We start from the raw sequence: 13,040 nt of genomic DNA on the forward strand, positions 1-13,040 counted from the left end.
CCGGCCAACGCTCCCTGACTAGGGAGCGTTTTTTTGCGCCTGGCCCCGGCGCGGCGGTGCTTCCAGGTCAGCCAGCAGGATGTTCAGCGCGTCGGACGAGAGCTTGAGCTCGATCAGCGAGAGCGCGAGCGAGAGCATCATCAGCGCGAGGCTGGCGCCGAAGCTGTAGTAGGCGAGCGTCTGCAGGCCCAGGTAGATCTTCAGCATCGCGAGCACGCACAGGAACAGGCTGCCGACGCCGGCGACCTGCATCTGCTGGATCAGCTGCACGCGGCGGCGCAGGCTGCTGATCTGCTGTGCGATCTGCGGGTCCGGCGTGCGCCGGTAGTCGTTGTACAGGTTGCGGATGGTCGCGGCGAGGCCGAGGAAACGGTTGGTGTACGCGAGCAGCAACAGCGAGATGGCCGGGAACAGCAGGCCGGGCGTGGTCAGATTCAGCGTCATGTCAGGCGTTCTCGTCGATCAGCACTTCGGTGCCCAGCGGTACGGTGTCAAACAGTTCGATCACGTCGGCGCTCTTCATGCGCACGCAGCCGCGCGAGGTCGGCGTGCCCCAGCGCACATGGCCGCCGGCGCCGTGGATGTAGATCGCGCGCGCGTAGCTGTCGACGTCGCCGCCGGCGTTGCGGCCGGGCTCGAGCCCGCACAGCCACAGGATGCGGGTCAGGATCCAGTCCTTATCCGGATACTCGGCGTGCAGCGCCGGCGTGTAGCGCCAGGGCGTGATCTCGCGCCGGTAGATGATGGTGTCGGGTGCCACGCCGTCGCCGATCTTGTCGCACACGCGGTGCCAGCCGCGCGGCGTCTGCAGGCTGCCGTTCTGCTCGCCGACGCCGCGGCTGGCGGTCGACACCGTGTAGCTCGCCCTGTCTTGCCCGTCGGCGCCGACCAGCGTCAACTGCTGGCTTTTGACGCCGACGCGGATCCATGGCTGGCCGGGGGAAGGGCGTGCTTGTAGCGGTGCGACTTGCGCAACGGGCACAGCTGGCGCGAGCGCTGCGGGTTTGGGCGGTTGGGCGCACGCGGCAAGCAGTGCGCAAGCGAAGAGCAGGAGGCGTCTCATCCAGTGCGCCTCAGGCCGGCGAAGAAGGCGGAGAGTTGCGACGCACAGGCGTCAGCGTCGACGCCGGAAAACACCGCGGTGTGCGCGTTGAGCGCCTTGAGCGAGAAGAGGTCGGTCACGCTGCCGGCAGCGCCGGTCTTGGCGTCGGCCGCACCGTAGATCACGCGCGCGACGCGCGCGTGCAGGATGGCGCCCGCGCACATCGGGCAGGGCTCGAGCGTGACGTAGAGGTCGCAGCCGTCGAGCCGGTAGTTGCCGAGCGTGGCTGCCGCCTCGCGCAGCGCGAGGACCTCGGCGTGCGCGCACGGGTCGCTCAGGCCGATCGGCGCGTTGCGCCCGCGGCCGATCACCCGCCCGTCCTTGACCACCAGCGCGCCGACCGGCACCTCGCCGCTGGCGGCCGCCTCGGCGGCCAACGCCCGCGCGTCGGCCATATGTTGCCGGGCCTCGTCGGCAGCGGGCGGCACGCGCACCGGCAAGGCGGCGGTGAGCGCCGCGTCTAGGGCGCTACGCTCGTCGTCGCTCAATGCCTGCCAGTGCACGCCGCGCGCGGCGGCGCCCAGCGCGTACAACAAGCGGCGGCCGGCCGGCTGGCCCGCGGCGCGCAGCAGCAGGCAGGCGCGCGCGGGGCCGAAGGCGGAGAGCGCCTCCTGGCTTGCGAGGCCGAGGCGGTGGAGGGCCGCGATGGTGGTCGGCGGCAGCGGAGGCGTGGTCAGCGGCGTCAAGGCGGGCACCCATGAAAACAGGCTGCCATTATACGGCAGCCTGTTGCAGGGTCTCAGCTCGCGTCAGCGTTTGAGCCAGCGGCGCAAGGCGAGCACCGCCAGCGCGACGCCAAGCCCCTTGCGGAACAGGCCCTTTTGCGCGAGCCGCGGAAAGAACAGCGCGGCGGCGGCGACGCCGGCCTTCATGCCGTAGCGGCTCTGCGCGGCGGTGGCGAGCGCCGAGCGGGCCAGTTGCAGCGGGTTCTTCCACTCGGTGACCTCGAGCTCGACGCGGGTACGCAGCGCCTCGCCCTTGATCAGCAGCAGCTGCTTCTTCAGTTCCCGTTCGTGCCGGTTCATGAGACGTCCTTGCCGGAGACCGCCTGCCAGTCCTTTTTAAGCTCGCCCAGCGTCAGCGCCAGCGGCTTGGGCGCGGTCTCGATCCTGCGCTTGAGGATGACGAGCAGGATGCCGGAGGTAGCCAGGAAGGACGCGGCGAACAGCCCCATCGCCAGCGCGCGGTGCTGCGGCGGCAGCACCAGAAGCACGAACAGCAACAGCGCGATGATCGCCGCGAATAGCAGGATCAGCGCGCTGGCAACCAGGATGACGTTGCCGACCAGCCTCTCCTGCTGTTCCTCCAGCTCGATATGCAGCAGTTCGGCGCGGGTGAACAGCAGCGCGACCACGCCCTCGAACAGCGAGCGCAGCGTGCCGGGACGGACGGGACTAGACGCCATCGCTTAGCGGCGCGAGACCAAGAGGCCGAGCAGGAAGGCGATGGCGGAGGCGATGCCGATCGCTTTCCACGGATTTTCGTGGACGTAGTGGTCGGTCGCCTTGGCCGCTTCCTTGGCACGGCCGAGCGCGGCCTTTTCGGCGTCGAGCAGGCGGGCCTTGGCCAGCTTCAGGTTGGTCTGCAGCTTCTGGTGCAGTTCGCGCGCCTTCTCGCTGCCGTTGTCGCCGGCGGAGGCGAGCAGTTCTTCGGTGTTGTTGAGGACGCTGCGCACGTCGTCGAGCAGTTTTGCTTTTTCGGTCTGGGCTGCGGTATCAGTCATCAATCTCTCCTGGAACGGCGGTTGGGAAACGCAGGACGGAAGCTGCGCGCTGCGCAGCACAACTTCCATGCTAATGCCTATGTGTCCCTTTTACCGCCAAAATGTTCCCGTTGTTTTGATTTGCGGCAGCTTGGGCGCGAAAAAGCCCGCGCCAGGCGCGGGCTTTGGACATATACGGGCGGCTCAGTAAGCTTACGCCGCCTCCGAGGGCATCACTCCCACTCGATCGTTGCCGGCGGCTTGCCGGAGACGTCGTAGCAGACGCGGTTGATGCCGCGCACTTCGTTGATGATGCGGTTGGAGACGCGGCCGAGCAGGCTATACGGCAGTTCGGCCCAGTGCGCGGTCATGAAGTCGCTGGTGACCACCGCGCGCAGCGCGACGACGTAGTCGTAGGTGCGGCCGTCGCCCATCACGCCGACCGATTTGACCGGCAGGAACACGGCGAAGGCCTGGCTGGTCAGCTCGTACCAGTTCTTGCCGGTCTTCTCGTCGACGGTGTTACGCAGCTCTTCGATGAAGATCGCGTCGGCGCGGCGCAGCAGGTCGGCGTATTCCATCTTCACTTCGCCGAGGATGCGCACGCCCAGGCCCGGGCCCGGGAACGGGTGGCGGTACACCATGTCGTGCGGCAGGCCGAGGGCGACGCCCAACTGGCGCACTTCGTCCTTGAACAGGTCGCGCAGCGGCTCCAGCAGCTTGAGGTGCATGTCTTCCGGCAGGCCGCCGACGTTGTGGTGGCTCTTGATGCTGTGCGCCTTCTTGGTCTTGGCGCCGGCCGACTCGATCACGTCCGGGTAGATGGTGCCCTGCGCCAGCCACTTGGCGTTGACGAGCTTGCCCGACTCGCGCTGGAACACTTCGACGAACTCGGCGCCGATGATCTTGCGCTTCTTCTCCGGGTCGGATTCGCCGGCGAGCTTGCCCATGAACTGTTCGGTCGCGTCGACGTGGATGACCTTCACGCCGAGGTTCTGCGCGAACATCTCCATCACCATCTTGCCTTCGTTCAGGCGCAGCAGGCCGTGGTCGACGAACACGCAGGTGAGCTGGTCGCCGATGGCGCGGTGGATCAGCGCGGCTGCCACCGACGAGTCGACGCCGCCGGACAGGCCGAGGATCACTTCCTCGTCACCGACCTGTTCGCGGATCTTCTGCACCGCCTCGTCGATGTAGTTGGGCATGGTCCACGACGGCTTGGCACCGGCGACCATCAGCACGAAGCGCTGGATCATCTCGGTGCCGCGCTTGGTGTGGGTCACTTCCGGGTGGAACTGCACGCCGTAGAAGCCGCGGTCCTCGTCGGCCATCGCCGCGATCGGGCAGGCCGGGGTCTCGGCGATCATGTGGAAGCCTTGCGGCAGCAGCGATACCTTGTCGCCGTGGCTCATCCACACGTCGAGGTAACCGTTGCCGGCGTCGTCGACGCGATCCTGCAGGCCTTCGAAGATCTTCGAGTGGTGGCGCGCCTTGATCTCGGCGTAGCCGAATTCGCGGGTGACGCCCGGCTCGACCTTGCCGCCCAAGGTCTGCGCCATCCACTGCATGCCGTAGCAGATGCCGAGGACGGGGATGCCCATCTCGAAGATGGCCGGGTCGGCCTGGTAGTCGGATTCGTAGACCGAGTTCGGGCCGCCGGAGAGGATGATCGCCTTCGGCGCGAAGGCGCGGATCTCGTCGATCGGCATGTCGTACGGATGCAGTTCGCAGTAGACGTGCGCTTCGCGCACGCGGCGGGCGATCAGCTGGGAGACTTGGGAGCCGAAGTCGAGAATGAGGATCTTGTCCATGTCAGTCCTTGGTAGATGGGAGGCTCAGCGCTCGTGGGCGTCCGCGCCTCGGCCTTTGTCGGGAATACGGTCGCTGCGGGCGATGAGCATCAGCAAGCCGGCCAGCACCATGCCCAGCGACAGCAGGTGCGAGAGCTGCAACCCCCAGTGCCGGTATAGCCAGACGGCGGCACCGGCGTAGACCATCAGCGGGGAGGCGACCAGCGTCGACTTGTTGACGCCGTCGATGGCGATCAGCGCGACGCCGGCGCCGGCGAGCATCAGCGCGAGCAGGGTGGTGGTGTCGGGCAACAGGGCAGTCGAGTGCAGGAACCACAGCGTGCCCAGCACGATCAAGAGCAGCGGGAAGGTCGCGCCGGGCCGCATTTAGCGGTTGTCCTTCATGATGCGCTGCTTCTCGCGCTGCCACTCGCGCTCTTTCTCGCTCTCGCGCTTGTCGTGCTGCTTCTTGCCCTTGGCGAGGCCGACCTGAACCTTGATGCGGCCCTTGGTGTAGTGCAGGTCGAGCGCGACCATGGTGTAGCCTGCGCGTTCGACCTTGCCGATGAAGCGGTTGATCTCGGCCTGCGACAACAGCAGCTTGCGGGAGCGTACCGGATCCGGCCGCACATGCGTCGACGCGGATTGCAGCGCGGTGATGTGGCAGCCGATCAGCCAGAAGGCGCCCCTTTGCCATACGACATAGCTTTCCTTCAGCTGCACGCGGCCGGCGCGGATGGCCTTGACTTCCCAGCCTTCCAGCACCAGCCCGGCCTCGACCTGCTCCTCGATGAAGTAATCGTGGAAGGCTTTCCGATTCTGGATGATGCTCATGCTTGTCCGCCTCAAGTAATCCGCCATTCTAACAGAAGGGCGGCGCCTGCCAAAGCGTGCGCCCCGCGCCGCCTTGTCGCCGGGCCGGCGCTTCGTGTATCGTGGCGCTTTCGCCTTTTCCCTCCGTTGGCATGCAGGTCGTCGAGAAGAAAGTCCTGGTCGCGCACACGCCCGAGCAGATGTACGCGCTGGTATCCGATTTTGCCCATTACCCCCGTTTTTTGCCGTGGTGCAGCCACGCCGAGGTGGTCGAGCAGGGCGACCAGGCGCTGGTCGCCAGCCTGCATATCGACTACCTGAAGGTGCGCCAGCACTTCACCACGCGCAACGTCAACCGTCCGCCCGAGTCGATCTCGATGCAGCTGGTCGACGGCCCGTTCCGTTCGCTCGAGGGCGGCTGGCAGTTCACGCCGCTGGGCGACTTCGGCTGCCGGGTCGAGTTCAGGCTCAGCTACGAGTTCTCCAGCCACCTCCTGGAGAAGGTGATCGGCCCGGTGTTCGGGCATATCTCGGGCTCGCTGGTCGACGCCTTTATCCGCGAAGCCGACAGGAAATACGGTGATGACTGAGCAGCAGATCGAAGTCGAGGTGGTGTTCGCGCGGCCAGAGCGGCAGAAGCTGGTCCGCCTTAAGGTGCCCGCGGGGACGACCGCCCGCGACGCGGTGCTGCGCTCGGGCCTGCAAGCCGAGTTTCCGGAAGAGCTCGCCGACGTCGACGCGCTCAAGCTCGGCATCTTCGGCAAGGCGGTGCGTGCCGAGACGGTGCTGCGCGAGAAAGACCGCGTCGAGATCTACCGCCCGTTGATCGCCGACCCGAAGGCGGTGCGCCGCCAGCGTGCCGAAGCCGGCAAGGCCATGAAAAAGGGCGGCTAAGCCGCCCCCTGGGTTCAGCAGGTTAACTGCGCGTCCGGTTCGGCCGAGCAGGTCCGGTTCTTGCCGGCGAGCTTGGCCTGGTACATCGCGCGGTCGGCGCGGTCGATCACGTCGGCTTCCTTCTCGCCGAGGTGCCACAGTGCGACACCGGCGCTGAAGGTGATCACCAGACGCTCGTTGTTGGTCAGGAAGAAGGTGCGGGTCAGCTCGCGCTGCAGCCTGTGCATCACGCTTTGGGCTTCGGCTATCGGCGTGTCCGGCAGCAGGACCACGAACTCCTCGCCGCCGAAGCGCGCGCAGATGTCCGAAGGCCGCAGGTTGTGGCGGATCGCGTCTGCCAGGAAACGCAGCGCGCGGTCGCCGGCCAGGTGGCCGAAGCGGTCGTTCAGCTGCTTGAAGTTGTCGACATCGATCAGCGCGACCGACAGCGGCGAGCCGGTGCGCTCGGCGCGGCCGAGCTCGCGGGCGAAGTGCTCGTCCAGCCCGCGCCGGTTGTAGGTGCCGGTCAGCTGGTCTTCCTGCACCTTGGCGCTGGCATTCTCCAGCGCGCGCTCGAGCTCCGAGATGCGCTGCTGGGCGGCCTCGACCTTGTCCTGCGCCAGGCGCAGCCCCTCGCGCGAGTGGCTGAGCAATTGCTGCATGGTCTCGGTGTCGCCCAGCAGGGCGCCGGCAATGCGGCGGATCTCGGTCGGCGCGTCGCTCTGGCGCAACGCATCCTGGTATTCGGAAACCTTGTGGTGGAACTGCTCGGTGTCGTCGCTCATCTTCGCCAGCTGCGCGAGGAAGGTGTCGAGCAGGCCCCTGAGCGAGCTGGCGGCTTCGTCAAGCGAGCTCTTGAGTTCGCCCTGTTTGCGGATGACCTCCTTGAGGCTGACTTCCAGCTGGTAAACCTGCTGCATCGACAGTTCGGGCGAGGCGAGGATGGCCTGCAGGCTCTCGATCTGCCCGAGCAGGTAGGCGTCCGAGCGGTTGAGCTCGGCGATGTTCTGCAGCAGCAGCTGCAGCAGGTTGGTCAGGCCGCTGGCGACGCGTTCGTCCTGCTGGCGGTGCAGCTCGAGCTGGATCAGGAAGGCGCGCAAGGCGTCGTGCCAGCCGGAGACGGCCTCGGCGTCGTCGGCCAGTTGCGACAGGTTCGCGAGCAAGGCCTGGTAGGGCTCGACCAGCGCCGGCGCGTGCAGCAGACGGGGCTCGATGCCGTGGTGCAGGACCAGCGAGAGCAGGGTGCACCACCGGGCATGGCTGCCGTTGCCGGTTGCGGCGGGCAGCGCGGCGGGCAGCGTTTCGTCGACGCTGTCGTCACGCACGCCGCGGCCCCAGTCGGCAATCAGGCGGGAGAGCTTCTCGTTGAGGAGCTCGGGCTGGTGGCCGAAGGTGATCATCAGACGCTCGAGCGCGGCTTGCTTGTACGCCTGCGAGAGTTCGGGCAGGCGCAGGTCCCACAGTTTCAGCAGCCCGAGGATCAGGTTGCCCCAGCTGTCGGTCAGCGTGCGCTCGCGATAGTGCAGCACGGCGAGGTCGATCAGCTGTTGCGGTACCTGCTCCCAGTTTTCCTCTTCCAGCGCGCGCAGCAAGCGGGCGAGGTTGATCCGGTAGCTTTGTGTCTGCGGGGTCAGCGTGCCGTAGGCCTGCCCGATCAATTCGGCCAGGCGGTGGGGTTTTTCCGGGCGGTCCCCCTCAGGCCCGGCCACTTGCGCGTAAATGCGGCTGTAGTTTTCCGGCGTGGGCAGCAACTGGCGCAGGCTCAGTTGTTTCAGCGTTTCTCGGGCAAGGTCGGTCGGATTGTTCGGTGGCATCGCCAGGCTCGGATGGAAGGAGAGGGCAGGCCGGAGTGCGGGCGCTCAGGCTCAGGGCTTGCCCGGCGTGGCGGCGTGTTCCAGCAGCTGGAAAAATACCTCACCGCCACGAATCATGCCAAGTTCATTTCTTGCGCGCTCCTCGATCGCCGCGGTGCCCTGCTTGAGGTCGCGCACTTCAGCGTCGAGGGCGGCGTTGCGGGCGGCCAACTTGAGGTTGACCGCCTGCTGTTCCGTCACCTGCTTGTCGAGCTGCCAGACCCTGAGCCAGCTGCCCTTGCCGAACCAGAGCGGCCATTGCAGGGCAAGGATCAGGGCAACCAGCACCAGGGTCAGCGCTCGCATGGCAGCTTACTTCAGGTGGTAGAACGCGGCACGGCCCGGGTACCAGGCGGCGTCACCCAGCTCTTCCTCGATGCGCAGGAGCTGGTTGTACTTGGCCATGCGGTCGGAGCGGGACAGCGAACCGGTCTTGATCTGCATGCAGTTGGTCGCGACGGCGAGGTCGGCGATGGTGCTGTCCTCGGTCTCGCCCGAGCGGTGGCTCATCACGCTGGTGTAGCGCGAGCGCTTGGCCAGGTCGACCGCCTTCAGCGTCTCGGACAGGGTGCCGATCTGGTTGACCTTGACCAGCAGCGCGTTGGCGACGCCACCCTTGATGCCTTCGGCGAGGATAGCCGGGTTGGTGACGAAGACATCGTCGCCAACCAGCTGCACGCGTTCGCCCAGGCGTTCGGTCAGGATCTTCCAGCCGTCCCAGTCGTGCTCGCTCATGCCGTCCTCGATCGAGATGATCGGGTACTTGTCGACCAGCGTCGCCAGGTAGTCGGCGAACTCGGCCGAGGTGAGCGACAGCTTTTCCGCGGTCAGGTGGTACTTGCCGTCGCGGTAGAACTCGCTGGACGCGCAGTCGAGCGCGAGCAGCACGTCCTGGCCTGCGACGTAGCCGGCGGCGTCGATCGCCTCGAGGATCAGGCGGATCGCGTCTTCGTGGCTTTCCAGGTTCGGCGCGAAGCCGCCTTCGTCGCCGACGGTGGTCGCGTAGCCCTTGCCGTCGCAGATCTTCTTCAGCGCGTGGAAGATCTCGGCGCCGCAGCGCAGCGCCTCGCGGAAGGTCGGTGCGCCGACCGGCATGATCATGAATTCCTGGATGTCGAGCGTGTTGTTGGCGTGCGCGCCGCCGTTGATCACGTTCATCATCGGTACCGGCAGCGCCATCGGGCCGGCGCCGCCCAGGTAGCGGTACAGCGGCAGGCCGGAGTCTTCGGCGGCAGCGCGGGCGACAGCCATCGACACGGCCAGCAGCGCGTTGGCGCCCAGGCGGCCCTTGTTGTCGGTGCCGTCCAGTTCGATCAGCGTCTTGTCGATGAACGCCTGGTCAGCGGCGTCCAGGCCGATGATCGCTTCGCACACTTCGGTGTTGATATGCTCGACGGCCTTGAGCACGCCCTTGCCCAGGTAGCGCGACTTGTCGCCGTCGCGCAGCTCGAGCGCTTCCTTTTCGCCGGTCGACGCGCCGGACGGCACTGCCGCGCGGCCCATCACGCCCGACTCGAGCAGCACATCGCATTCAACGGTCGGGTTGCCGCGCGAATCCAGGATTTCGCGGGCGACGACGTCGATGATCGAACTCATTGTTTTCCCCTATTTCAAGCTTGGTTGGTGTGCAAAGCTTCGGCCAGGCGATGGGCCTGGCCGTCAATCAGTTTGCGTGTCAGAGCGTGGACTCGGCCAGCGGTGCCGACTTGACCAGCCGGTCGATCTCCGACAGTGTCGCGAGCAGTTCCTTCATGCGCCCCAACGGCCACGCGTTCGGGCCGTCGGACAGCGCCTCGCACGGGTTCGGGTGCGTTTCCATGAAGATGCCGGCGACGCCGGCCGCGACTGCCGCTCGGGCGAGCACCGGCACGAATTCGCGCTGGCCGCCGGACGCGGTGCCCTGGCCGCCGGGCAACTGCACCGAGTGGGTCGCGTCGTAGACGACCGGGCAGCCTGTCTCGCGCATGATCGCCAGCGAGCGCATGTCGGACACCAGATTGTTGTAGCCGAACGAGGCGCCGCGCTCGCACGCCATGAAGCGGTCCGGGTCTAGCCCGGCTTCGATGGCCGCGTCGCGCGCCTTGTCGATCACGTTCTTCATGTCGCCCGGCGCCATGAACTGGCCCTTCTTGATGTTGACCGGTTTGCCGCACACGGCGACGGCGCGGATGAAGTCGGTCTGGCGGGCGAGGAAGGCCGGGGTCTGCAGCACATCGACGACGGCGGCCACATGCGGCACTTGCTCTTCGGTGTGCACGTCGGTGAGCACTGGCACGCCGATCTGGCTGCGCACCTCGGCGAGGATCTTCAGGCCTTCTTCCATGCCGAAGCCGCGGAACGACTTGCCCGACGAACGGTTGGCCTTGTCGAAGCTCGACTTGTAGATGAACGGGATGCCGAGCTCGTCGGTGATCTCCTTGAGCGCGCCTGCGGTGTCGAGCGCCATCTGCAGGCTTTCGATCACGCAGGGACCGGCGATCAGGAACAGCGGCTTGTCGAGGCCGACGTCAAATCCGGTGAGTTTCATCTGTTGTCTCCTGTGCAGCCGGGCGGCGTGCCGCCCGGCGGGTCACCCTCAGGCCTTGCGGTCGGCCTGGTAGGCGAGCGCGGCTTTCACGTAAGCAGAGAACAGCGGGTGGCCGTCGCGCGGGGTGGAGGTGAATTCCGGGTGGAACTGGCAGGCGAAGAACCAGCGGTGTTCCGGCAGCTCGATGGTCTCGACCAGCTTCTCGTGGCCGGCCGAGCGGCCCGAGATCACGAGGCCGGCGTCCTGCAGGCGCGGCACGTAGTGGTTGTTGACTTCGTAGCGGTGGCGGTGGCGCTCGGTGATGGTCTCGGCGCCGTACACGCGTGCCGCCAGCGAGCCCGGTGCGAGTTCGCACGCCTGGCCGCCCAGGCGCATGGTGCCGCCCAGGTTGGAGTTCTCGTCGCGGGTCTCGACCTTGCCGTCGTGGTTCACCCACTCGTCGATCAGCGCGACCACCGGGTATTCGGTGTTGCCGTCGAACTCGGTCGAGTTGGCGCCGGCCATGCCGGCGACGTCACGCGCGTATTCGATCAGCGCGATCTGCATGCCAAGGCAAATGCCCAGGTAAGGAATGTTGTTCTCGCGGGCGAACTTGACCGCCTTGATCTTGCCCTCGACGCCGCGCTTGCCGAAGCCGCCCGGCACCAGGATCGCGTCCATGCCGGCGAGCGAGCCGGCGCCTTCGCGCTCGATCTCTTCAGAGTCGACGTAGACGATGTCGACCTTGGTGCGGTTGTGGATGCCGGCGTGCTTGAGCGCCTCGGACAGCGACTTGTACGACTCGGTCAGGTCGACGTACTTGCCGACCATCGCGATCTTGATCTCGTGCTCGGGGTGCTCGATCGAGTCGATGATGGCGTTCCACGCGGCGAGGTCGGCCTTGGGCAGGTCGAGCTGCAGGTGTTCGCAGATGATGTCGTCGATGCCCTGCGCGTGCAGCATGCCCGGCACCTTGTAGATGGAGTCGGCGTCGTAGCAGCCGATCACCGCGTTCTCTTCGACGTTGCAGAAGAGGGCGATCTTGCGCTTCTCGTCTTCCGGCAGTTCGCGGTCCATCCGGCACAAGAGGATGTCCGGCTGGATGCCGATCTCGCGCAATTCTTTTACCGAGTGCTGGGTCGGCTTGGTCTTGATCTCGCCGGCGGTGGCGATGAACGGCACGTAGGAGAGGTGCACGTACAGCGTGTTCTTGCGGCCGAGGTTGGAGCGCATCTGGCGGATCGCTTCCAGGAAGGGCAGCGATTCGATATCGCCGACGGTGCCGCCGATCTCGACGATGGCGACGTCGACGTCGCCGGCGCCTTCACGCACCTTGAGCTTGATCTCGTCGGTGATGTGCGGGATCACCTGCACGGTGCCGCCCAGGTAGTCGCCGCGGCGCTCCTTGGCGATCACCGATTCGTAGACCTGGCCGGTGGTGAAGTTGTTGCTCTTCTTCATCTTCGCGCGGATGAAGCGCTCGTAGTGGCCGAGGTCAAGGTCGGTCTCGGCGCCGTCTTCGGTTACGAAGACTTCGCCGTGCTGGAACGGGCTCATGGTGCCCGGGTCGACGTTGATGTACGGATCGAGCTTCAGCATGGTGACTTTCAGCCCGCGGGATTCGAGGATAGCGGCGATGGACGCGGCGGCAATGCCCTTGCCCAGGGAGGATACGACGCCACCGGTCACGAAGATGTACTTGGTCATGGGAGTGCGACTCTGTGGGAATCCGGGATTCTAACCCGATTTCCCGGACAAATGAAGCCGACGGCGCAGCCTGTGCCCGGCCGTGCCGGCGGCGGCTCTGCTGTCGAAGCACCTGTTTTTTACGGAAAAAACGCTGGCGCATGCCGGCAAATCCGTTACAATGCACACCGGTTTGCGCGTGCCGGGGCCTTTGTTTCCGTGCGCGCCTGATGGCTTGTTTATCTGCCTGTTTTTGTGATATAAAGCCGGTTTTTACCGGTTTTGGGAGTGATTAACCATGGCGCGTGTATGCAAAGTCACCGGCAAGCGTCCGATGACCGGGAACAATGTTTCCCACGCCAACAACAAAACGAAACGCCGTTTCCTGCCGAACCTGCAATACCGCAAGTTCTGGGTAGAGAGCGAGAACCGTTGGGTGCGCCTGCGCGTCTCCAACGCAGCCCTGCGCACCATCGACAAGAACGGCATCGAGTCCGTCCTCGCCGACCTGCGTGCTCGCGGCGAAATCTGATCAAGCCGACACTAGCGAAGGAATATCATGCGCGACAAGATCAAACTCGAATCGACCGCTGGCACCGGCCACTTCTACACCACGACCAAGAACAAGCGCACCATGCCCGAAAAGATGGAGATCAAGAAGTACGATCCCGTCGCTCGCAAGCATGTGGCGTACAAGGAAACCAAGCTCAAGTAA

At 65.9% G+C, this 13,040-nt stretch carries 18 protein-coding genes; 4 read left to right on the forward strand and 14 right to left on the reverse strand.

Translation table 11 applies throughout. The features are described 5' to 3' along the window. Positions 1 to 18: 18 nt before the first annotated feature. The 9 genes from GZH52_RS04515 to smpB all read right to left on the reverse strand — a co-directional run bounded on the left by GZH52_RS04515 (position 19) and on the right by smpB (position 5,428). Positions 19 to 444: a DUF2721 domain-containing protein gene (locus GZH52_RS04515; protein WP_163315304.1), complete on the reverse strand. Its 426-nt coding sequence runs from the start codon at positions 442 to 444 to the stop codon at positions 19 to 21. A gap of 1 nt (position 445) precedes the next feature. Next, complete coding sequence (locus tag GZH52_RS04520; RefSeq protein ID WP_163315305.1) at positions 446 to 1,063, reverse strand: L,D-transpeptidase family protein; 618 nt, start codon at positions 1,061 to 1,063, stop codon at positions 446 to 448. Next, positions 1,060 to 1,797, reverse strand: a complete 738-nt coding sequence (tadA, locus tag GZH52_RS04525; RefSeq protein ID WP_432417426.1) for a tRNA adenosine(34) deaminase TadA — start codon at positions 1,795 to 1,797, stop codon at positions 1,060 to 1,062. The genes GZH52_RS04520 and tadA overlap by 4 nt, the downstream gene beginning before the upstream one ends. 54 nt (positions 1,798 to 1,851) lie before the next feature. Continuing rightward, a complete protein-coding gene (locus tag GZH52_RS04530) occupies positions 1,852 to 2,127 on the reverse strand; it encodes a hypothetical protein (RefSeq protein WP_163315307.1) in 276 nt (91 codons plus the stop codon). Beyond that, positions 2,124 to 2,507: a phage holin family protein gene (locus GZH52_RS04535; protein WP_163315308.1), complete on the reverse strand. Its 384-nt coding sequence runs from the start codon at positions 2,505 to 2,507 to the stop codon at positions 2,124 to 2,126. Before GZH52_RS04535 ends, GZH52_RS04530 begins: the two co-directional genes overlap by 4 nt. 3 nt (positions 2,508 to 2,510) lie before the next feature. Further along, positions 2,511 to 2,825: an ElaB/YgaM/YqjD family protein gene (locus GZH52_RS04540; RefSeq protein ID WP_136551913.1), complete on the reverse strand. Its 315-nt coding sequence runs from the start codon at positions 2,823 to 2,825 to the stop codon at positions 2,511 to 2,513. A 212-nt stretch (positions 2,826 to 3,037) separates the two neighbouring features. Then, positions 3,038 to 4,615, reverse strand: a complete 1,578-nt coding sequence (gene guaA, locus GZH52_RS04545; protein ID WP_163315309.1) for a glutamine-hydrolyzing GMP synthase — start codon at positions 4,613 to 4,615, stop codon at positions 3,038 to 3,040. 24 nt (positions 4,616 to 4,639) lie between these two features. After that, positions 4,640 to 4,981, reverse strand: a complete 342-nt coding sequence (locus tag GZH52_RS04550; RefSeq protein WP_163315310.1) for a hypothetical protein — start codon at positions 4,979 to 4,981, stop codon at positions 4,640 to 4,642. Beyond that, positions 4,982 to 5,428: an SsrA-binding protein SmpB gene (smpB, locus tag GZH52_RS04555; RefSeq protein WP_136551910.1), complete on the reverse strand. Its 447-nt coding sequence runs from the start codon at positions 5,426 to 5,428 to the stop codon at positions 4,982 to 4,984. Between the two features lie 131 nt (positions 5,429 to 5,559). On the opposite strand from smpB, the gene GZH52_RS04560 reads away from it, so the two are divergent. After that, on the forward strand, positions 5,560 to 5,997 hold the full coding sequence (locus GZH52_RS04560; protein ID WP_163315311.1) for a type II toxin-antitoxin system RatA family toxin: 438 nt from the start codon (positions 5,560 to 5,562) through the stop codon (positions 5,995 to 5,997). Beyond that, entirely contained in the window at positions 5,990 to 6,301 is a 312-nt protein-coding gene (locus GZH52_RS04565) for an RnfH family protein (RefSeq protein ID WP_163315312.1), read from the forward strand. Before GZH52_RS04560 ends, GZH52_RS04565 begins: the two co-directional genes overlap by 8 nt. 14 nt (positions 6,302 to 6,315) lie before the next feature. On the opposite strand, the gene GZH52_RS04570 is transcribed toward GZH52_RS04565, so the two are convergent. The 5 genes from GZH52_RS04570 to pyrG form a co-directional block, all read right to left on the reverse strand. Then, positions 6,316 to 8,094, reverse strand: a complete 1,779-nt coding sequence (locus GZH52_RS04570; protein WP_163315313.1) for a GGDEF domain-containing protein — start codon at positions 8,092 to 8,094, stop codon at positions 6,316 to 6,318. A gap of 51 nt (positions 8,095 to 8,145) precedes the next feature. After that, entirely contained in the window at positions 8,146 to 8,439 is a 294-nt protein-coding gene (gene ftsB / locus GZH52_RS04575) for a cell division protein FtsB (protein ID WP_163315314.1), read from the reverse strand. Between the two features lie 6 nt (positions 8,440 to 8,445). Next, positions 8,446 to 9,729 (reverse strand): phosphopyruvate hydratase, encoded by a 1,284-nt coding sequence (gene eno / locus GZH52_RS04580; RefSeq protein WP_163315315.1) that lies wholly within the window; start codon positions 9,727 to 9,729, stop codon positions 8,446 to 8,448. 79 nt (positions 9,730 to 9,808) lie between these two features. Beyond that, positions 9,809 to 10,660, reverse strand: coding sequence for a 3-deoxy-8-phosphooctulonate synthase (kdsA, locus tag GZH52_RS04585; RefSeq protein WP_163315316.1), 852 nt, complete (start codon positions 10,658 to 10,660; stop codon positions 9,809 to 9,811). Positions 10,661 to 10,708: 48 nt separating this feature from the next. After that, on the reverse strand, positions 10,709 to 12,346 hold the full coding sequence (pyrG, locus tag GZH52_RS04590; protein WP_163315317.1) for a CTP synthase: 1,638 nt from the start codon (positions 12,344 to 12,346) through the stop codon (positions 10,709 to 10,711). 277 nt (positions 12,347 to 12,623) lie between these two features. Between pyrG and rpmB the strand changes: the two genes are divergently transcribed. Together rpmB and rpmG are read left to right on the forward strand one after the other, a co-directional pair. Continuing rightward, positions 12,624 to 12,857 carry a 50S ribosomal protein L28 gene (gene rpmB / locus GZH52_RS04595; RefSeq protein WP_124734789.1) on the forward strand — a complete coding sequence of 78 codons (234 nt, stop codon included), beginning with the start codon at positions 12,624 to 12,626 and terminating at the stop codon, positions 12,855 to 12,857. A 27-nt stretch (positions 12,858 to 12,884) separates the two neighbouring features. Beyond that, complete coding sequence (rpmG, locus tag GZH52_RS04600; protein WP_115433592.1) at positions 12,885 to 13,040, forward strand: 50S ribosomal protein L33; 156 nt, start codon at positions 12,885 to 12,887, stop codon at positions 13,038 to 13,040.

It is taken from the genome of Crenobacter caeni (genome assembly GCF_010435965.1).
GTDB lineage: Bacteria > Pseudomonadota > Gammaproteobacteria > Burkholderiales > Chromobacteriaceae > Craterilacuibacter > Craterilacuibacter caeni.